Genomic DNA, 14,970 nt, shown 5'->3' with positions numbered 1-14,970 from the left:
GAAAAAACGGAGTCCCCATGCGCCCAGCCTTTTCGGTCGTTTTTCTCACCACCCTGTGCGGCGCGGCACAGGGTCTGTTGCTGACGCTCGTGATCGTCGAGGCAATTGCGCGCGCGGCAGGTGTCGATATTGCTGCGTCGTTCTACGTGACGGGTGCCGCGCTGTCGGTCGCGCTCGGCGCACTCGGCCTGCTGGCGTCGTTCTTCCATCTCGGCCATCCCGAACGCGCCTGGCGTGCGATCGCGATGTGGCGCACGTCGTGGCTATCACGCGAATGCATCGCGCTGCCGGTGTTTCTCGCGTGCGCGTTCGCGTATGGCGCGGCGCACCTGTTTGGCTGGCCCGGCACGTTGCTGATCGGCGCGGCTGGCGCGCTTGCAAGCGTCGCGCTGTTCGTGTGCACCGCGATGATCTACGCGTGCCTGCGCTTCCTGCAGGAATGGGCAAGCCCGCTGACGCTCGTGAACTTCGTGCTGCTCGGCTGCGCGTCGGGCTGCACGCTGGCGACGGCGTGCGCCGCGTGGCTCGCGCCGGCGCTGGTCGGCCGGCTCGCGGTGGCCGCCTGCGTGCTGACGCTCGCGGGCGGCGTGGCGCGTCTCGCGTCGCTCGCACGCAATGCGCGGCTGCGGCCGAAGTCGACCGTGCAGAGCGCGACCGGGATCCGCAGCGAGAAAGTCGAACAGAAGTCGCGCGGCTTCACGGCCAGCGCGTTCAATACGCGGGAGTTCTTTCACGGGCAGGGCAACGGCACGCTGCGTGCGGTGAAAGCCGGGTTCCTGATCGGCGCATTTGCGGTGCCGTTCGTGCTGACCGGCGCGGGCGCGCTCGCGCCGACGTCGGTCGCGGCCGCCGTCGCGCTCGGCGCGGCGTTCGTGATCCAGTACGCGGGGCTGGTCGCGGAACGCTGGTTCTTCTTCGCGGATGCGCGGCATCCGCAGAACATCTACTACCAGCGCGCGTCGTGACGTTGCGTGTGTGCCGCCACGCCGTGCGGGAACTAGAACGTTTCCGCGAGCGCGCGCGCCGCTTCCTGCAAACGCGGCACATGGTCGAGCAGCCGCGACAGCGGTGCGCGCGACACGGGCGCATGCACGGCGACCGCGGCGATGCACGCACCGTCGTCGCCGACGATCGGTGCCGCGATGCACACGATGCCCGCGACGTATTCCTCGTTGTCGATCGCGACGCCCTTGTGCGCGGTGCGGTCGAGTTCGGCTTCGAGCAGCTCGGGGTCCGAGATCGTGTTCGGCGTGTAGCGCGGCAGCGCCAGTGCGCGTACCAGCGCGGTGCGTTCGTCGCGCGGCAGCAGCGCGAGCAGCAGCTTGCCGCTGGCGCTGCAATGCGCGGGCACGCGCGAGCCGGGCTTCAGGTCGAGCCGCAGCGGCCAGTCGGCTTCGACGCGGTCGAGATAGACGACTTCCGTGTCGTGCAGCGCGGTGAGGTTGCAGGTTTCGCCGAGATCGGCGACGAGCCGTTCGAGGATCGCGTGGCGCAGCCGGCGCGCGCCCGCATGCAGCATCACGCCGGTGCCGAGCCGCGCGAGGCGCGGGCCGATCGCATACGCGTTCTTGCGGCCCGGTTCGCGGATCACGAGGCCGCCGGCCTCGAGCGACGCGAGCATCCGGTGCAGCGACGCCTTCGGGATATCGACTTCACGCACGAGATCGGCGAGCGACACGGCATCGCCGGCCTGGACGAGATGTTCGAGCAGCGCGAAGGCGCGCAGCGTGGGCGTATCCGCGGGCAGCATGGCAGGCGTTCCGGAAACTGGATTGCGGCCATTGTACCGAACGGCCTGGAAGGTCGGCCGCCGTGGGGCAGTGGGCGCGGCAACCCGGCACGCATTTTCAGTGATGGAACGAATCGTTCCGTCAACACGACCGGCGCGGGCGCGACGATCGACGCCCGCGCGGCCAGCAACGACAGCAACGACAGGAGCGCAACGCAATGGATGGGGTGGCGAACAAGCCGGATTGCATGGTGTCGGTCCGTGAACGGTTCGGGTTCGATTCGGACCTGATGGTGCCCGCGTTCAGCACGCGCGACGACCACGTACCCGATATCGACGACGCATACCGGTTCAATCCGGACGTCACGCTTGCGATCCTCGCGGGCTTCGCACGCAACCGCCGCGTGCTCGTGCAGGGGATGCACGGCACCGGCAAGTCGACACATATCGAACAGGTCGCGGCACGGCTGAACTGGCCGTGCGTGCGTATCAATCTCGACGGCCACATCAGCCGGCTCGACCTCGTCGGCAAGGATGCGATCGTCGTGCGCGACGACGTGCAGGTAACCGAATTCCAGGAAGGAATCGTGCCGTGGGCGCTGCAGCGTCCGGTCGCGCTGATTTTCGATGAATACGATGCGGGGCGGCCCGACGTGATGTTCGTGATCCAGCGGATTCTGGAGCGCGACGGCAAGTTCACGCTGCTCGACCAGAACCGCGTGATTCACCCGCATCCGTCGTTCCGGCTGTTCGCGACCGCGAACACGGTCGGGCTCGGCAACCTGAACGGGCTCTACCACGGCACACAGATGCTCAACCACGCGCAGATGGACCGCTGGAACGTGGTCGCGACGCTCGACTACCTGCCGCGCGACGAGGAGATCGGCATCGTGCGCGCACGCGTGCCGGAACTCGCGGACGAAGCCGGCCGCCCGCTGCTCGAATCGATGGTGAGCCTCGCGGAGCTGACGCGCAACGGCTTCGCGACCGGCGATCTGTCGACGCTGATGTCGCCGCGCACGGTGATCAACTGGGCCGAGAACTGCCAGATCTTCCGCGATCCGGCGCTCGCGTTCCGGCTCACGTTCCTGAACAAGTGCGACGACGCGGAGCGGCCGGTCGTCGCCGAGTATTACCAGCGCTGTTTCGGCGAGGAGCTGGCGGTTGCGTCGCGTGTCGGCGGCGAGCCGGGAGCGGGGCGGTGAGCGCCGATCGCGACGCCGCGCGCCGCGCATCGGCGCGCGAAGCGCTGGGCGCGTCGACGGTGCGTGCGCTGACGCGTGACGCGGCGCTGCATTACCGCGCGGGCCGCGTGTGCCGCGACCTGCGGCCGTTGCCGATCCATGCGCCGCACCTGCGAGCGCAGGCCGCCGACGACGATCTCGCGTCGTGGCGCGGCGCCGCCGATGGTGCCGCACTCCGCGTCCTGCATTCGGATGCGGACCTGCATCGCGCGTTGTCCGGCGACGATCCGGTCGAACGCGTGCTGTTTGAAATGCTCGAGCAACTGCGCTGTGAGTCGCTGGCGGCGCCCGCCATGCGCGGTGTCGTGCAGAACCTGCGCCATCGTTTCGAGACCTGGTCGCGCGCATTTCACCGGTCGGGGCAGGCCGATACGCATGTCGGGATTCTCGTGTACACGGTCGCGCAGATCGCATGGTCGCGGCTGACGGGCTGGCCCGTGCTCGAAGAGACGGAAGACCTGATCGAAGCGTCGCGTGCGGCGATCGTGCCCGAGATCGGCGTGCAGCTCGCGGGGCTCAAGCGGTGCCGGCACGATCAGCGCGCATTCGCGGAACATGCGCTGACGCTTGCGAAGCGCATCGCGGCGATGATCCGCGACGCGCGTGCGGCCGTCGTCGAAACGGCGGCCGAAGACGCGCGCGAGCAGGACGATGCACTGACGAATTTCTCGCTGTGGGTCGATTTCGACGAGACTGGCATCGATATGCCGGCTCTCGTGGAGACGGGCGACAGCGTCGTGCTGCAAGGTGGCGACGCTGTCTACCGTGCGTACACGACGCGTTACGACCGCGAACTCCGGCCGGCCGCGCAGATCCGTGCGGCGCTGCTGCGCGAGTATCGCGACCGGCTCGACGGCCAGGTCGCCGCGCAGCGGATCAACGTCACGCGGCTCGCACGTGTGTTGCGTGCGGCGCTCGTCGTGCCGCAGGCCGACGGCTGGTCGTTCGGCGAGGAGCATGGCCGGCTCGACGGCCGCCGCCTCGCGCAACTCGTCAGCTCGCCGGCCGAACGGCGATTGTTCCGGCTCGAACGCGTGCGGCCGCATGCCGACTGCGCGCTCGCGTTCCTGATCGACTGCTCGGGGTCGATGAAGACGTGGATCGACGGCGTCGCGCTGATGGTCGACACGCTGGCCCGCGCGGGCGATGCCGCCGGTCTCGCAACCGAAGTGCTGGGCTTTACGACGCTCGCCTGGAACGGCGGCCGCGCACGGCAGGACTGGCTCGCGCGCGGCAAGCCGCGCCATCCGGGCCGGCTCAACGAAACCGGTCACCTGGTGTTCAAGGACGCGGATACCCGCTGGCGACATGCGCGCACGGGCATTGCCGCGCTGTTCAAGGCGGACCTGTTCCGTGAGGGTGTGGACGGCGAAGCGGTCGAATGGGCGTGCGCGCGTCTCGCGGCGCGGCCGGAGGCGCGCAAGATCCTCGTCGTGATCTCGGACGGCAGCCCGATGGATGGCGCGACGGCGCTCGCGAACGATCCGTTCTACCTCGACAACCATCTGAAGCAGGTGGTTGCGCGCCAGGAGTCGGCCGGCCGCGTCGAAGTGCTCGGGCTCGGCGTCGGGCTCGATCTCGGTCCGTACTACCGGCACCGGCTCGCGATCGATCTCGCGTCAGCGCCGGACATGAAGCGGCTCGTCGAAATCGCCGGATGGATCGGCGCGCGGCGATGACGCGGGTGACTGCATTCGACACGGACGCGGACGCGGCAACTGTGTACGCATCGAGTCCGAATCGATCGCCGGGAACAGGGCGGTTCGACGCGCCGCGCGCCGCGCGACATCAAGCGCGATGCAGCAGCGGCGGCAGCGACGTCGCGATCAGCCCGATGCCGATCGCCATCAGCACGCCGAATGCAAGCCGGCGCAGCGCGACCGGCGACAGCGGCGGCGGGTAGTGGCGCGCGGCGACCGTCGTCAGCATCACGACCGGCGTCGCGATCGCGGCCAGCAGCCAGATGTCGCGATCGAGCTGGCCTTCGCATGCGCTGTACAGCACGCGCGTGGCCGAGGTCGTCGTGAACAGCACGATCAGCGCGCAGCGGATCTGCACGAGCGTCAGCGGCTGCCGGTAGAACTGGAAGATCAGCGGCGGACCCGACACGCCGAACATTCCGCTCAGCAACCCGCCGAACAGGCCGCTGACGAAGAAGCTGCGGTTGTCCGAGCGCTCGGTGAGCGGCGTCGGGCGCAGCGCCGCACTCAGTCCGCCGTACAGCACGACCGCGCCGAGGATCAGTTGCAGCAGGTCGGCCGCCGATCGGCTCAGGCATTCGAGCAGCAGCACGCCCGCGACGACGGACGGCAGGATGCCGAGCGTCGCCGCGCCGACCGCGCGCCAGTCGATGTGATGCAGCCGGCCGGGCAACGCGGTCGCGCCGTTCGCGAGCGACACGACGCTCATCAGCGTCGCGACGGTCGCAAGCGGCGCGAGCCCGAAGCCGCTCGTCGCGCCCATCACGATCATCCCGAGCCCGAAGCCGGTGACGGTCTGGAAATAGCTGCCGGCGCCGATCACCGCGATCAGGATCGCCAGTTTGTCGGCTGTCATGCGTGCGCAGCCTCGCCGGTTGCGGCGCGTTGCGCGGCCGCCTGCGCCTGCACGGTGGTCGCCGCGATCACGTGATACACGTCGTCGGCGCTGCAGCCGCGCGACAGGTCGTTCGCGGGGCGGCGCAGCCCCTGCAGCAGCGGGCCGACGGCCTTCGCGCGGCCGATCCGCTCGGCGAGCTTGTAGCCGATGTTGCCGGCTTCGAGGCTCGGGAACACGAGCACGTTCGCGTGGCCGCCCACCTGCGAATGCGCGATCTTGCGCTCGGCGATTTCCGCGACGATCGCCGCGTCGAGCTGCACGTCGCCGTCGATCGCGAGGGTGGGGCGCAGTGCGCGCACGTGCGCGGTCGCGGCCGTCACCTTGTCGACCGCCGCGTGATGCGCGCTGCCGCTCGTCGAGAACGACAGCATCGCCACGCGCGGCGCCTCGCCGAGCAGTGCGTGCGCGCTGTCGGCGGCAGCCATCGCGATTTCGGCGAGCTGATCGGCGTCCGGATCGACGACCAGCGCGCAGTCGGAGAAGATCAGCCCGCCCTTGATCGTGTGAAACGGCTCGCACAGCATCATCAGGAAAAAGCTCGACACGATCCGGAACGCGGGATCGACGCCGATCAGCTGGATTGCCGCGCGCACGACGTCGGCCGTCGCATGCACGGCGCCCGCGACCGAGCCGTCCGCATCGCCGAGCCGTACCATCAGGTTCGCGTGGCAGAGCGGGTCGAGCACCGCGTCGCGCGCGGCGTCGGCCGTCATGCCCTTGCTCTTGCGCAGCGCGTGCAGCGTGTCGGCATAGGCATCGCGTTGCGTGGCGGTGGCCGGATCGACGAGCGTCATGCCGTCGAGATCGATCGCGTCGCGCGCGGCCGCCGCGTGGATCGCCGCACGGTTGCCGACGAGCACGATGCGGGCGATGCCGTCGCGTGTCGCGCGTGCGGCGGCCTGCAGCACGCGCGGATCGTCGGCTTCGCACAGCGCGATGCGCATCGGCTGGCGGCGCGCGGCGTCGAGAATGCGGTCGAGGGCTTTCATCGTTTGCTCGGATAAGGAAGAAAAACGGCCGGATGCGGCGGCCCGCACGGGGCACGGCGTCCGGCCGGAGGGCCGGCCGCGCGAGAGGGGCGCGCGACCGGCAACGGGGTGCGTCGGCGACGCGGCGTTACACGTAGTCCTTGTACTTGTCGAGCATGCGCACCGGCTTCGACAGCGCATCGCGACGGAACGGATCGCCGAGTTCGCGCGTGCACATGATCTCGATGATCGTCGTCTTGCCTTCGTTCATCTGCATGTCGATGGCACGCTTGAGCGCCGGGCCCACATCCTCGAGGCGGTCGACCGTGATCCCTTCGGCGCCCATCGCACGCGCGATCGCCGCGAAGCTCTGGTTGTCGAGTTCACCGGCGACGAAGCGGCGGTTGTAGAAGTCGACCTGGTTCTTCTTCTCCGCGCCCCACTGGCGGTTGTGGAACACGACGGCCGTCACCGGGATGTTGTGGCGCACGCAAGTCATCGTTTCCATCAGGCTCATGCCCCATGCGCCGTCGCCCGCATACGACACGGCCGGGCGGTGCGGCGCGGCGACCTTCGCGCCGATGATCGTCGGGAACGCGTAGCCGCAGTTGCCCCAGCTCATCGCCGCGAAGAAGCTGCGCGGCTTGTTGAAGCGCAGGTAGCTGTTCGCGACCGAGTTGATGTTGCCGATGTCGGTCGACACCATCACGTCCTCGGGCATCGCCTTCTCGAGCTCGCGCAGCACCTGGCGCGGATGCAAGTACTGGCCGCCGCTGAACGGCTTCTCGTGCTTCTGCTCCTCGATCATGTCGAGGCTGTACGCGTCGCGCTCGTGCGTCCAGTCGTCGAGTTCCTTTTCCCATGCGGCCTTCTCGGTCGCGATCTGGTCGGCCCGATCGCCGCGCGAGCCGTCGCACGCGAGCGTGCGGCCTTCGAGGCGTTGCGTGAGCGCGACCGCCGCGGCCTTCGCGTCGCCGCAGATGCCGACCGAGATCTTCTTCACGAGGCCGAGCATCTTGTGATCGGCGTCGATCTGGATGATCTTCGCGTCCTTCGGCCAGTAGTCCATCCCGTGCTGCGGCAGCGTGCCGAACGGCCCGAGGCGCGAGCCGAGCGCGATCACGACGTCCGCGCGCGACAGCAGCTTCATCGCGGCCTTCGAGCCCTGGTAGCCGAGCGGGCCGCACCACAGCGGATGGTTCGCCGGGAACGAGTCGTTGTGCAGGTAGCTGTTGACGACCGGCGCGCCGAGCCGTTCGGCGAGCGCCTTGCATTCCTCGATCGCGTCGGCCATCACGACGCCGCCGCCCGAGATGATCACCGGGAACTTTGCCTGCGCGATCAGTGCGGCTGCGTCGTCGAGGCTCTGTTCGCCGCCGGCGCCGCGATCGAGCCGGCGCGGTTGCGGAATCTCGACCTTGACCTTGCCGTAGAAGTAGTCGCGCGGGATGTTCAGCTGGGTCGGGCCCATCTCGGCCTGCGCGCGGTCGAAGCAGCGCGCGGTGAATTCGGCCATCCGCGCCGGGTGCGTGACGTGGCCCTGGTATTTCGTGAACTCCTGGAACATCGGCAGCTGGTTTGCTTCCTGGAAACCGCCGAGGCCGATGCCCATCGTGCCGGCTTCCGGCGTGACGATCACGACCGGGCTATGGGCCCAGTACGCGGCCGCGATCGCCGTCACGCAGTTGCTGATGCCGGGGCCGTTCTGGCCGATCACGACGCCGTGGCGGCCCGACACGCGCGCATAGCCGTCGGCCATGTGGCCCGCGCCCTGTTCGTGCACGACCGGGATCAGCCGGATGCCGGCCGGCGCGAAGATGTCCATCGCATCCATGAACGCGGAGCCCATGATGCCGAACATGTCGGTCACGCCGTTGGCCGCGAGGGTCTCGACGAAGGCTTCGGACGGCGTCATGTCCTGCGGACCGTTCGCCGATGCACGCAGGGAGGTGGATTGTTCGCTCATGGGTTGTCTCCGATTGTTCAATTAACGGAACGTCTTGTTCCAGATGCTATTTGCTGGGGAAGGCCGGTCAAGTCATTCCGCCCGCTGCCGGGGAATGTGGAATGAAATGAAATGATTCGTTTCAAAATGCGCTTGGAGCACGGTGGCCGGGGCGGTGCGCTCAGGCCGGCTGCTTCGGCCGTTCCTTGCGGAATGCCCGCTTGACGGCGATCAGCCCGTCGCGGAATTCGAACAGGTCGCAGCCTTCGGCCTCGATGCGCCAGCCTTCGGCGTGCGTGCCCGTGAACACCCACTCGGAGACGCCGCGCTCGCCGGCGATGGTGTGGCGACCGTGGCCCCAGTGGGCGTCGGGGAAGGTCTTGAACACGGCTTCGAACGCGGCGCGTACCGCGTCACGGCCGACGAAGCGCGTGCCGTGGATGTCGGGGCCGCCGGCCGCGTCGAACACGCAGTCCTCGGTCATGAAGCCCATCAACGCATTGGCGTCGTGCCGGTTGAAGGCGTCGGAAAAGGCCGCGAGCGTGGCGGCCGTGACGGGGGCGGTGAGCGTGTCTGCCATAACGTGTCTCCTGTCGAATGGTGGGCGGTGCGCAAGGCGCTGGCGCGCATGCGGCACGCGGTATCGACACGTTAGTGAGCGCTCGTTTTTGGCGGTAGCGCCAGTCGGGGGGATTCGCTTGGGCCAGCGGCGGCGCCTGACCGGCGCGCCTGTCTGCCGGCGCCCCGCGGGCTCACGACGGTGAGTGCCTTGACGCGCATCGATCGGAATCGTCGACGCGGCGCGATGGGCAAAAAGCGCTGCCGCAGGGGCATATCGCGAAACCGTTGCAGTGACGCGAGGACGTCTCGGCGACCGTGGGCCGCGCGGCAGCAGCGCCGGCCGGCGAGGGGATACATCGGAAGGCCCGATGCATCCCCGCCGGTCATGCGGACGTCAGGACGCCGTCATGCCGATGCCGAACACATGCATCTTGCCGGCGCTCACCTGGCGCGGCAGCACGATGCTCGTCACCACCTTGCCGGGCGGCACCGGAATCTTCTGCGCGAAGATATAGGTCTTGACGTTGTCCGGCTGGCCGCTGCCCGAATTGCGGTACGCCATCGTGACGGCGATCGCCGCGCTGGCGTGCGCGCTGCCGCCGTTCAGCGTCCAGTCGTCGAACGCCAACGTGACAGCCTGACTCGTGCCATCCGCGAAATTCAGCTGCGCCGTGCCGCTGCTCGGGCCATTGTTGGACGAGCCGAGCACCACCACGCCGGTGCCGGCCGATCCCGGCGGCAGCATCACGGTCTGGCCGACGGTCACGGTGTTGTCGAGCGAGAGCGGCCCGCCCGCTACCGCGACGCTGGCGCCGGCCACCGCGAACGGCTTGCCGGGCTGCACGCCCGCCGCTGCCAGCGCATTCAGCGAGTAGCTGAACAGGCTGCCGTCGAAGTCCGCGCCCTGGCCGTCGGCATTGGTCGCGCCGTCCGCGCTGAAGCCGCGATTGTTGTAGCTGTCGACCGCGTTGATCGCCACCGGTACGCCGAACGACGGCGGCTGCTTCCGGCTGCCCCATTGCGACGGCGCGCTGCCCATCGCGAAGTGCAGCGTCGCGCCGTTCGCGATGTCGTCGTAGGCGACCCACGGCACATCGTGGGCGTGACCGTTGATCGACAGCGACTGCACATAGCCGGACGCGGGCGCGCCTTCGGCACGAATCCGCCACGTGCGGCCGTTGCCGAGCCGGACGTCGATCTGCGGGAACTGCGGACTGCCGATCGCCAGGCCCGCGACGCCGGGGATCTGCGGATACAGGCCCAGCGCACCCCACACATACCAGCCCGACACGGCGCCGAGGTCGTCGTTGCCCGGCAAGCCGTCGGGGCCGGTGCCGAACGCGCTGGCGAGGATCTGCTGCACCACGCGCTGCGTGCCCGACGGCTGCCCGGCCCAGTTGTAGAGCCAGGGCACCTCGAAGGTCGGCTCGTTGCCCATGTAGAAGTTGGGCAGGCTCAGGCCCGCATTGAGCACCGTGAAGAACTGGTCGAGCCGCGACGTCACCGCCGCATTGCCGCCCAGCTGCGCGAACAGGCCGGCGCCGTTGTACGGCACCATCCACGTGTACTGTTCGGCATTGCCTTCCACGTAGTTGTCGCCGCTGCTCGGCGTCTCGGGTATCCACGCGCCGTTCGACTGGCGCGCCGCGATCAGCGGCGGCGTCAGCGCGGTGTCGAGCAGGTTCTGCCAGTAGGCCGAGCGGCTCAGCAGCATGCGCTGCGTGGCGGCGTCGCCGAGTGCCCCGGCGAAGCGCGAGATCGCGAAATCGCTGCTCGTATATTCGAGCGTGGACGAAGCCTGCCCCCACTCGCCGTTGGTGATGTAGCCGGTCTGCAGGTAGCTCGCGCGACCGCCGTTGGTGGTCACGTTGTTGCAGGCCGTGCCGGGGATGTTCGCCATCTTCACCATGTGCTGCAGCGCGGATCGCGTATCGAAGCGCCGCGCGCCGAACGCATAGGCGTTCGAGACGATCAGCGAACCGGCGTCGCCCGGCATCACGCCGTCCTCGACGTTGTCGTTGACCCAGTGCGGAATCGCGCCGCATTGATCCGCGTCGTTGATCAGCGACTGGATCATGTCGCTCGTTTCGGACGGGTTGAGGATCGACTTCAGCTGGATCAGCGAGCGGTAGATGTCCCAGCCCGAGAACGACGAATACTGGGCCTGCTGGCCCTTGGCGACCTGATGCACGGTATTGTCGAAGCCGATGTACTGGCCGTTCACGTCACTGAAGATGCTGGGTGCCCACAGCGCGTGATACAGCGCCGTGTAGAACTTTTTCTTCGCGTCGAGCGTGCCGCCCGCCACGCGGATGCTATTGAGGCGGTCGTTCCAGATGCGGTCGGCCTGCGTGCGCACGCCCACGAAGTCCCAGCCGCGATTTTCCGCGTCGAGATTGGCTTTCGCGTTGGCGACGCTGACGTAGGAGATGCCGATCTTCATCCTGACCGTCTGGCCCGAGCGGAAACCCAGCTGGGCCACGCCGTGCGTAATCGACGCCGACGTGAAGGCCTGGTCGAAGGCGGCGTAGAAGTAGACGGGTACCGGCACCGAGTTGCCGCAGAAGCCGCCGCCCATCGTGCTGCCGGAAATGGCGCTGTCGGAAACCTGCGTGATGGCGCCAGTGGTCGAGGTCTTGGTGTTGGTGCGGGTCGCATCGAGTACCAGCAGCGCGGGTTTGCCGGCCGGGTAGGTGAACTGGCCGAAGCCGGTGCGCAGGGTGGCGGTCAGCTCGACCTTGATCTGCGAGTCGAGCAGTACGGAGTAGTAGCCGGGCCTGGCCGTTTCATTCGCATGACTGAAGGTCGGCGCGAGCTGCGTCGGGTCGGTGGTCGGCATGACCGGAAATTCGCCGTTGTTGCCGCTGCAGCCGGCGCCCGGCATGTGCGTCATGCTGAAGCCCTGGATCGAATGGATGTCGTAGTAGTAGCCGGCGGGCGAGTTCGGCTCCTGGCTGTTGTTCGGCGCGGGCGTGGTGTTGGTGTCGGGCGCCCACTGCACCATGCCCGACGGCAGGCCGGCGGCCGGTTCGACGCTGCCGGCCTGTCCCGCCGGCACCGGGTTCGGCGAATTGCTCGCGAGCGTGCCGATCAGCGGATCGACGTACTGTGTCAACGACAGGTTGCGGTTGTCATCGAGATTGGTCGTATCGGCCGCGGCGTCCGACGAGCGTGTAGCCAATATCGACGCCGCGGTTCCGTCGCTGCCGTCACCGCCTCCGCACCCGCTCAACGCGCACGCCGCGGCCAGGATTGCCGCGAGCGTCGTGAATCGAATCATGATCGCCCCCTCCGGTTATCCATGCACTTTTTCGTCGGCAGTCCAATCGATCGAACCGTCGGTTCGTCGTGGCGTGTTGCCGTCTTTCAGCGTCGTAACACTAGGATTTGGATGAATCCGTTGTCAATCGGATTTGGAGAGTTGTAATGTTTTTATTGGATTTACTAAACGAATCGAAACGAAAATAATCCAGGCGATCGTGTGTTGAAGCCGCACTGTAGCGGTGTGCAAGCGTGAGCGATGCACGCGGTGTCCGATGAACCAGCGGAATATGGCCTACCGGTCGAATCGATGCGTCTTGCGTTCACGTCTGCGGTTCATCGATACTCGACGAGGCGGTCGGCAAGCGTGCGGCCGTGAGTCACGTTGCAGGATGACTCACGGCCGATCATTGAAACGGGTTTCGCGAGCTGCCGCACACGCAACGTTCGTGCTTCCGGGTGACTGCGCCGCGCCGGCGCACGACGCCTTTTCGCGTGCGGTCAGGCCACCGGACGTTGCGTAAGCACGCATTGCGCGAGCGCTCGCACACCCGGCTCGATCCGCTCGAGCGGGATCGCGGAAAACCCCATCCGGAAGCAGCGCCGCGCATCGCCTTCATCGTTCATGAAGAACACGCTGCCCGGCTCGATCAGGATGCCGGCTTCCTGTGCATCGGCGGCGAGGCGCGTCGCATCGAGCCACGGCGGCCCCTCGACCCAGCACGATGCGCCGCCCGTCACCGGCACGTACCGCGCTTCCGGCAAGTGCGCATCGAGCGCGGCCATCAGCGCCTGCGAGCGCTCGCTGTACGCATGCGCGAGCCGGCGCAGCAGCGCGTCGTGATGGCCGAGCGCGAGAAAGGTCGCGAACGCGCGCTGGATATACGCGACCGGGTGGCGCACCATCAGCCGCCGCAGCGCACGCAGTTCGCGGATCAGCTCGCGCGGCCCGACCACGTAGCCGAGCCGCAGCCCCGGCGCGAACGTCTTCGACAGGCTGCCGACGTAGATCACGCGGTCGGCCGTATCGAGGCTCTTCAGCGCCGGATGCGGCGTGCCGGAGAACGTGTTCTCGCTCTCGTAGTCGTCCTCGATGATCACGAAGTCATGCTGCTGCGCGCAATCGAGCAGCGCGCGGCGGCGTTCGACCGGCATCGTCGCGGTGGTCGGGCACTGGTGGCTCGGCGTCACGTACACGTAGTCGCAGCGCGAGAGCGTCGCGCCGAGCGCGCCGGGTGCGATCCCGTGGCCGTCGACGGGCAGCGGTAGCAGCCGTGCGTTGCGGTTCTCGAAGATGTTGCGCGCGTCCGGATAGCCGGGGTTCTCGAAGCCGACCGTCGTGTGCTTGCCGCACAGCAGGTCCGCGATCAGGTACAGCGCCTGCTGGCAGCCGTTCGTGACGACGATCTCGTCGGGCATTGCGAACACGCCGCGCCGCGGCAGCACGCGCGTGCGGATCTGCTGGATCAGCGATTCGTCGTCACGTTCGATCAGGTCGGGCGCCCAGTTGCGGATCTCCATCACCGACAGCGCCTTCAGGCAGCATTCGCGCCAGTCGTTGGTCGGAAACAGCGACTGGTCGAATTGCCCGTAGATGAACGGATATTCGTAATGCTGCCAGTTCGCGGGCTTCACGATGTTGCGCTGCCTCGACGGCGGATGCGCGATGCGCTTGTCCCATGCGGGACGGCCCGGCGTGTCGTCGCTGCCGCCGGGCTGCACGGCGGGCTTGGCGGCCGCGAAGCCGGGCAGACCCTCGAGCATCTTCGGGTTCACGAAGTGCCCGCTGCGTTCGCGCGAGATCAGGTAGCCCTCTTCGACGAGCATCTGGTACGCGAGCACGACGGTGTTGCGCGCGACGCCGAGCTGGTCGGCGAGCTCGCGGCTCGACGGCAGCGCGGCATCGGGCGCGAGCTGGCCGTCGAGGATCGCGGCCACGAGCATCCGCCGGATCTGGTCCTGCAGGCTCGACGCCGACGACCGCCGGAACTGCTGGGCCCATAAGGCGGTCGGGGTACGACTCGGCATGCTTCCTCCTGTGATCGGTACGGGAAACGCGAGGCGGTGCGCGTGGTGCGCGCGGCCCGCGAGGGGCGCGGTGTCGCGAGAATACGCGCGTCGCGCCGTGGATGTGGACTCAATGAAAGGTGCCGTCTGGCACTACTGCGTGCCGATGTGGCAAGACGATACTCAAACCGTCGCCCCTGGACGATCCGGATTAGTCCCCGGTTCGCGGGCGCAGGGAGGCGTGCGCGCATCGCGTTCGCCTGCAGCGTGATGCCAAGGAGAGGGACGCCATGCACGTCGTCGTATTCAGGGATCGCTGCGAGCGCGTGATCCGCATCGTGTTCGACGATGCACGTGCGACGGCGGTCGCGTATCGCGACGACGAGGCGATCGGCGAACTCGGCATCGACGACGGTGGCAGCGCCATGCGATCACCGTCGCTCACGCGGCTGTACGTCGAACCCGCGTATCGGCGCAGCGGCATCGCGCACACGCTGCTCGCTTGCGCGTCGCGCGAATTCGGGCGGCCGATCCGCATCGATGCTCGCGCGCGGGAATGGCCCGATACGCCGGCCTGGGCGACGCTGTGCCGCTGCCTCGAATACGAAGGGCTGGTGGTGGTGCGGTAACCGAAGCGTGACGACGATCACGCTGCAC

General features: G+C 68.1%; 11 protein-coding genes. 4 read left to right on the top strand and 7 right to left on the bottom strand.

What is annotated here, in order from left to right; genetic code table 11:
* The first annotated feature begins 17 nt into the window (after window positions 1–17).
* A complete protein-coding gene (locus F3J15_RS20500) occupies window positions 18–965 on the top strand; it encodes a DmsC/YnfH family molybdoenzyme membrane anchor subunit (RefSeq protein WP_166893676.1) in 948 nt (315 codons plus the stop codon).
* A 32-nt stretch (window positions 966–997) separates the two neighbouring features.
* Here the strand turns inward: F3J15_RS20500 and F3J15_RS20495 are convergent, their stop codons facing one another.
* Window positions 998–1,750 (bottom strand): IclR family transcriptional regulator, encoded by a 753-nt coding sequence (locus F3J15_RS20495; protein ID WP_166893674.1) that lies wholly within the window; start codon window positions 1,748–1,750, stop codon window positions 998–1,000.
* Between the two features lie 197 nt (window positions 1,751–1,947).
* On the opposite strand from F3J15_RS20495, the gene F3J15_RS20490 reads away from it, so the two are divergent.
* Window positions 1,948–2,934 carry an AAA family ATPase gene (locus tag F3J15_RS20490; RefSeq protein WP_089486092.1) on the top strand — a complete coding sequence of 329 codons (987 nt, stop codon included), beginning with the start codon at window positions 1,948–1,950 and terminating at the stop codon, window positions 2,932–2,934.
* A complete protein-coding gene (locus F3J15_RS20485; RefSeq protein ID WP_166893672.1) occupies window positions 2,931–4,652 on the top strand; it encodes a cobalt chelatase in 1,722 nt (573 codons plus the stop codon). Before F3J15_RS20490 ends, F3J15_RS20485 begins: the two co-directional genes overlap by 4 nt.
* A 109-nt stretch (window positions 4,653–4,761) precedes the next feature.
* Here the strand turns inward: F3J15_RS20485 and F3J15_RS20480 are convergent, their stop codons facing one another.
* From F3J15_RS20480 to F3J15_RS20455, 6 genes are all read right to left on the bottom strand, one after another.
* On the bottom strand, window positions 4,762–5,529 hold the full coding sequence (locus F3J15_RS20480) for a sulfite exporter TauE/SafE family protein (RefSeq protein WP_069251254.1): 768 nt from the start codon (window positions 5,527–5,529) through the stop codon (window positions 4,762–4,764).
* Window positions 5,526–6,560 carry a phosphate acetyltransferase gene (gene pta, locus F3J15_RS20475; protein ID WP_166893670.1) on the bottom strand — a complete coding sequence of 345 codons (1,035 nt, stop codon included), beginning with the start codon at window positions 6,558–6,560 and terminating at the stop codon, window positions 5,526–5,528. Before pta ends, F3J15_RS20480 begins: the two co-directional genes overlap by 4 nt.
* A gap of 127 nt (window positions 6,561–6,687) precedes the next feature.
* A complete protein-coding gene (gene xsc / locus F3J15_RS20470; RefSeq protein WP_166893668.1) occupies window positions 6,688–8,505 on the bottom strand; it encodes a sulfoacetaldehyde acetyltransferase in 1,818 nt (605 codons plus the stop codon).
* Window positions 8,506–8,665: 160 nt separating this feature from the next.
* Complete coding sequence (locus F3J15_RS20465) at window positions 8,666–9,064, bottom strand: nuclear transport factor 2 family protein (RefSeq protein ID WP_089486087.1); 399 nt, start codon at window positions 9,062–9,064, stop codon at window positions 8,666–8,668.
* Between the two features lie 375 nt (window positions 9,065–9,439).
* Complete coding sequence (locus tag F3J15_RS20460; protein ID WP_205190886.1) at window positions 9,440–12,325, bottom strand: GH92 family glycosyl hydrolase; 2,886 nt, start codon at window positions 12,323–12,325, stop codon at window positions 9,440–9,442.
* A 482-nt stretch (window positions 12,326–12,807) separates the two neighbouring features.
* Entirely contained in the window at window positions 12,808–14,334 is a 1,527-nt protein-coding gene (locus F3J15_RS20455; protein ID WP_166893666.1) for a PLP-dependent aminotransferase family protein, read from the bottom strand.
* Between the two features lie 269 nt (window positions 14,335–14,603).
* On the opposite strand from F3J15_RS20455, the gene F3J15_RS20450 reads away from it, so the two are divergent.
* A complete protein-coding gene (locus F3J15_RS20450) occupies window positions 14,604–14,942 on the top strand; it encodes a GNAT family N-acetyltransferase (protein WP_166893664.1) in 339 nt (112 codons plus the stop codon).
* Window positions 14,943–14,970 lie beyond the last annotated feature (28 nt).

Origin of the sequence: Burkholderia sp. Ap-955, from assembly GCF_011753045.1 — a bacterium.
Taxonomy (GTDB): Bacteria; Pseudomonadota; Gammaproteobacteria; order Burkholderiales; family Burkholderiaceae; genus Burkholderia; species Burkholderia lata_D.
Note: the sequence above shows the minus strand (reverse complement) of the source record. Positions and strands in the feature narration are given on the sequence as shown.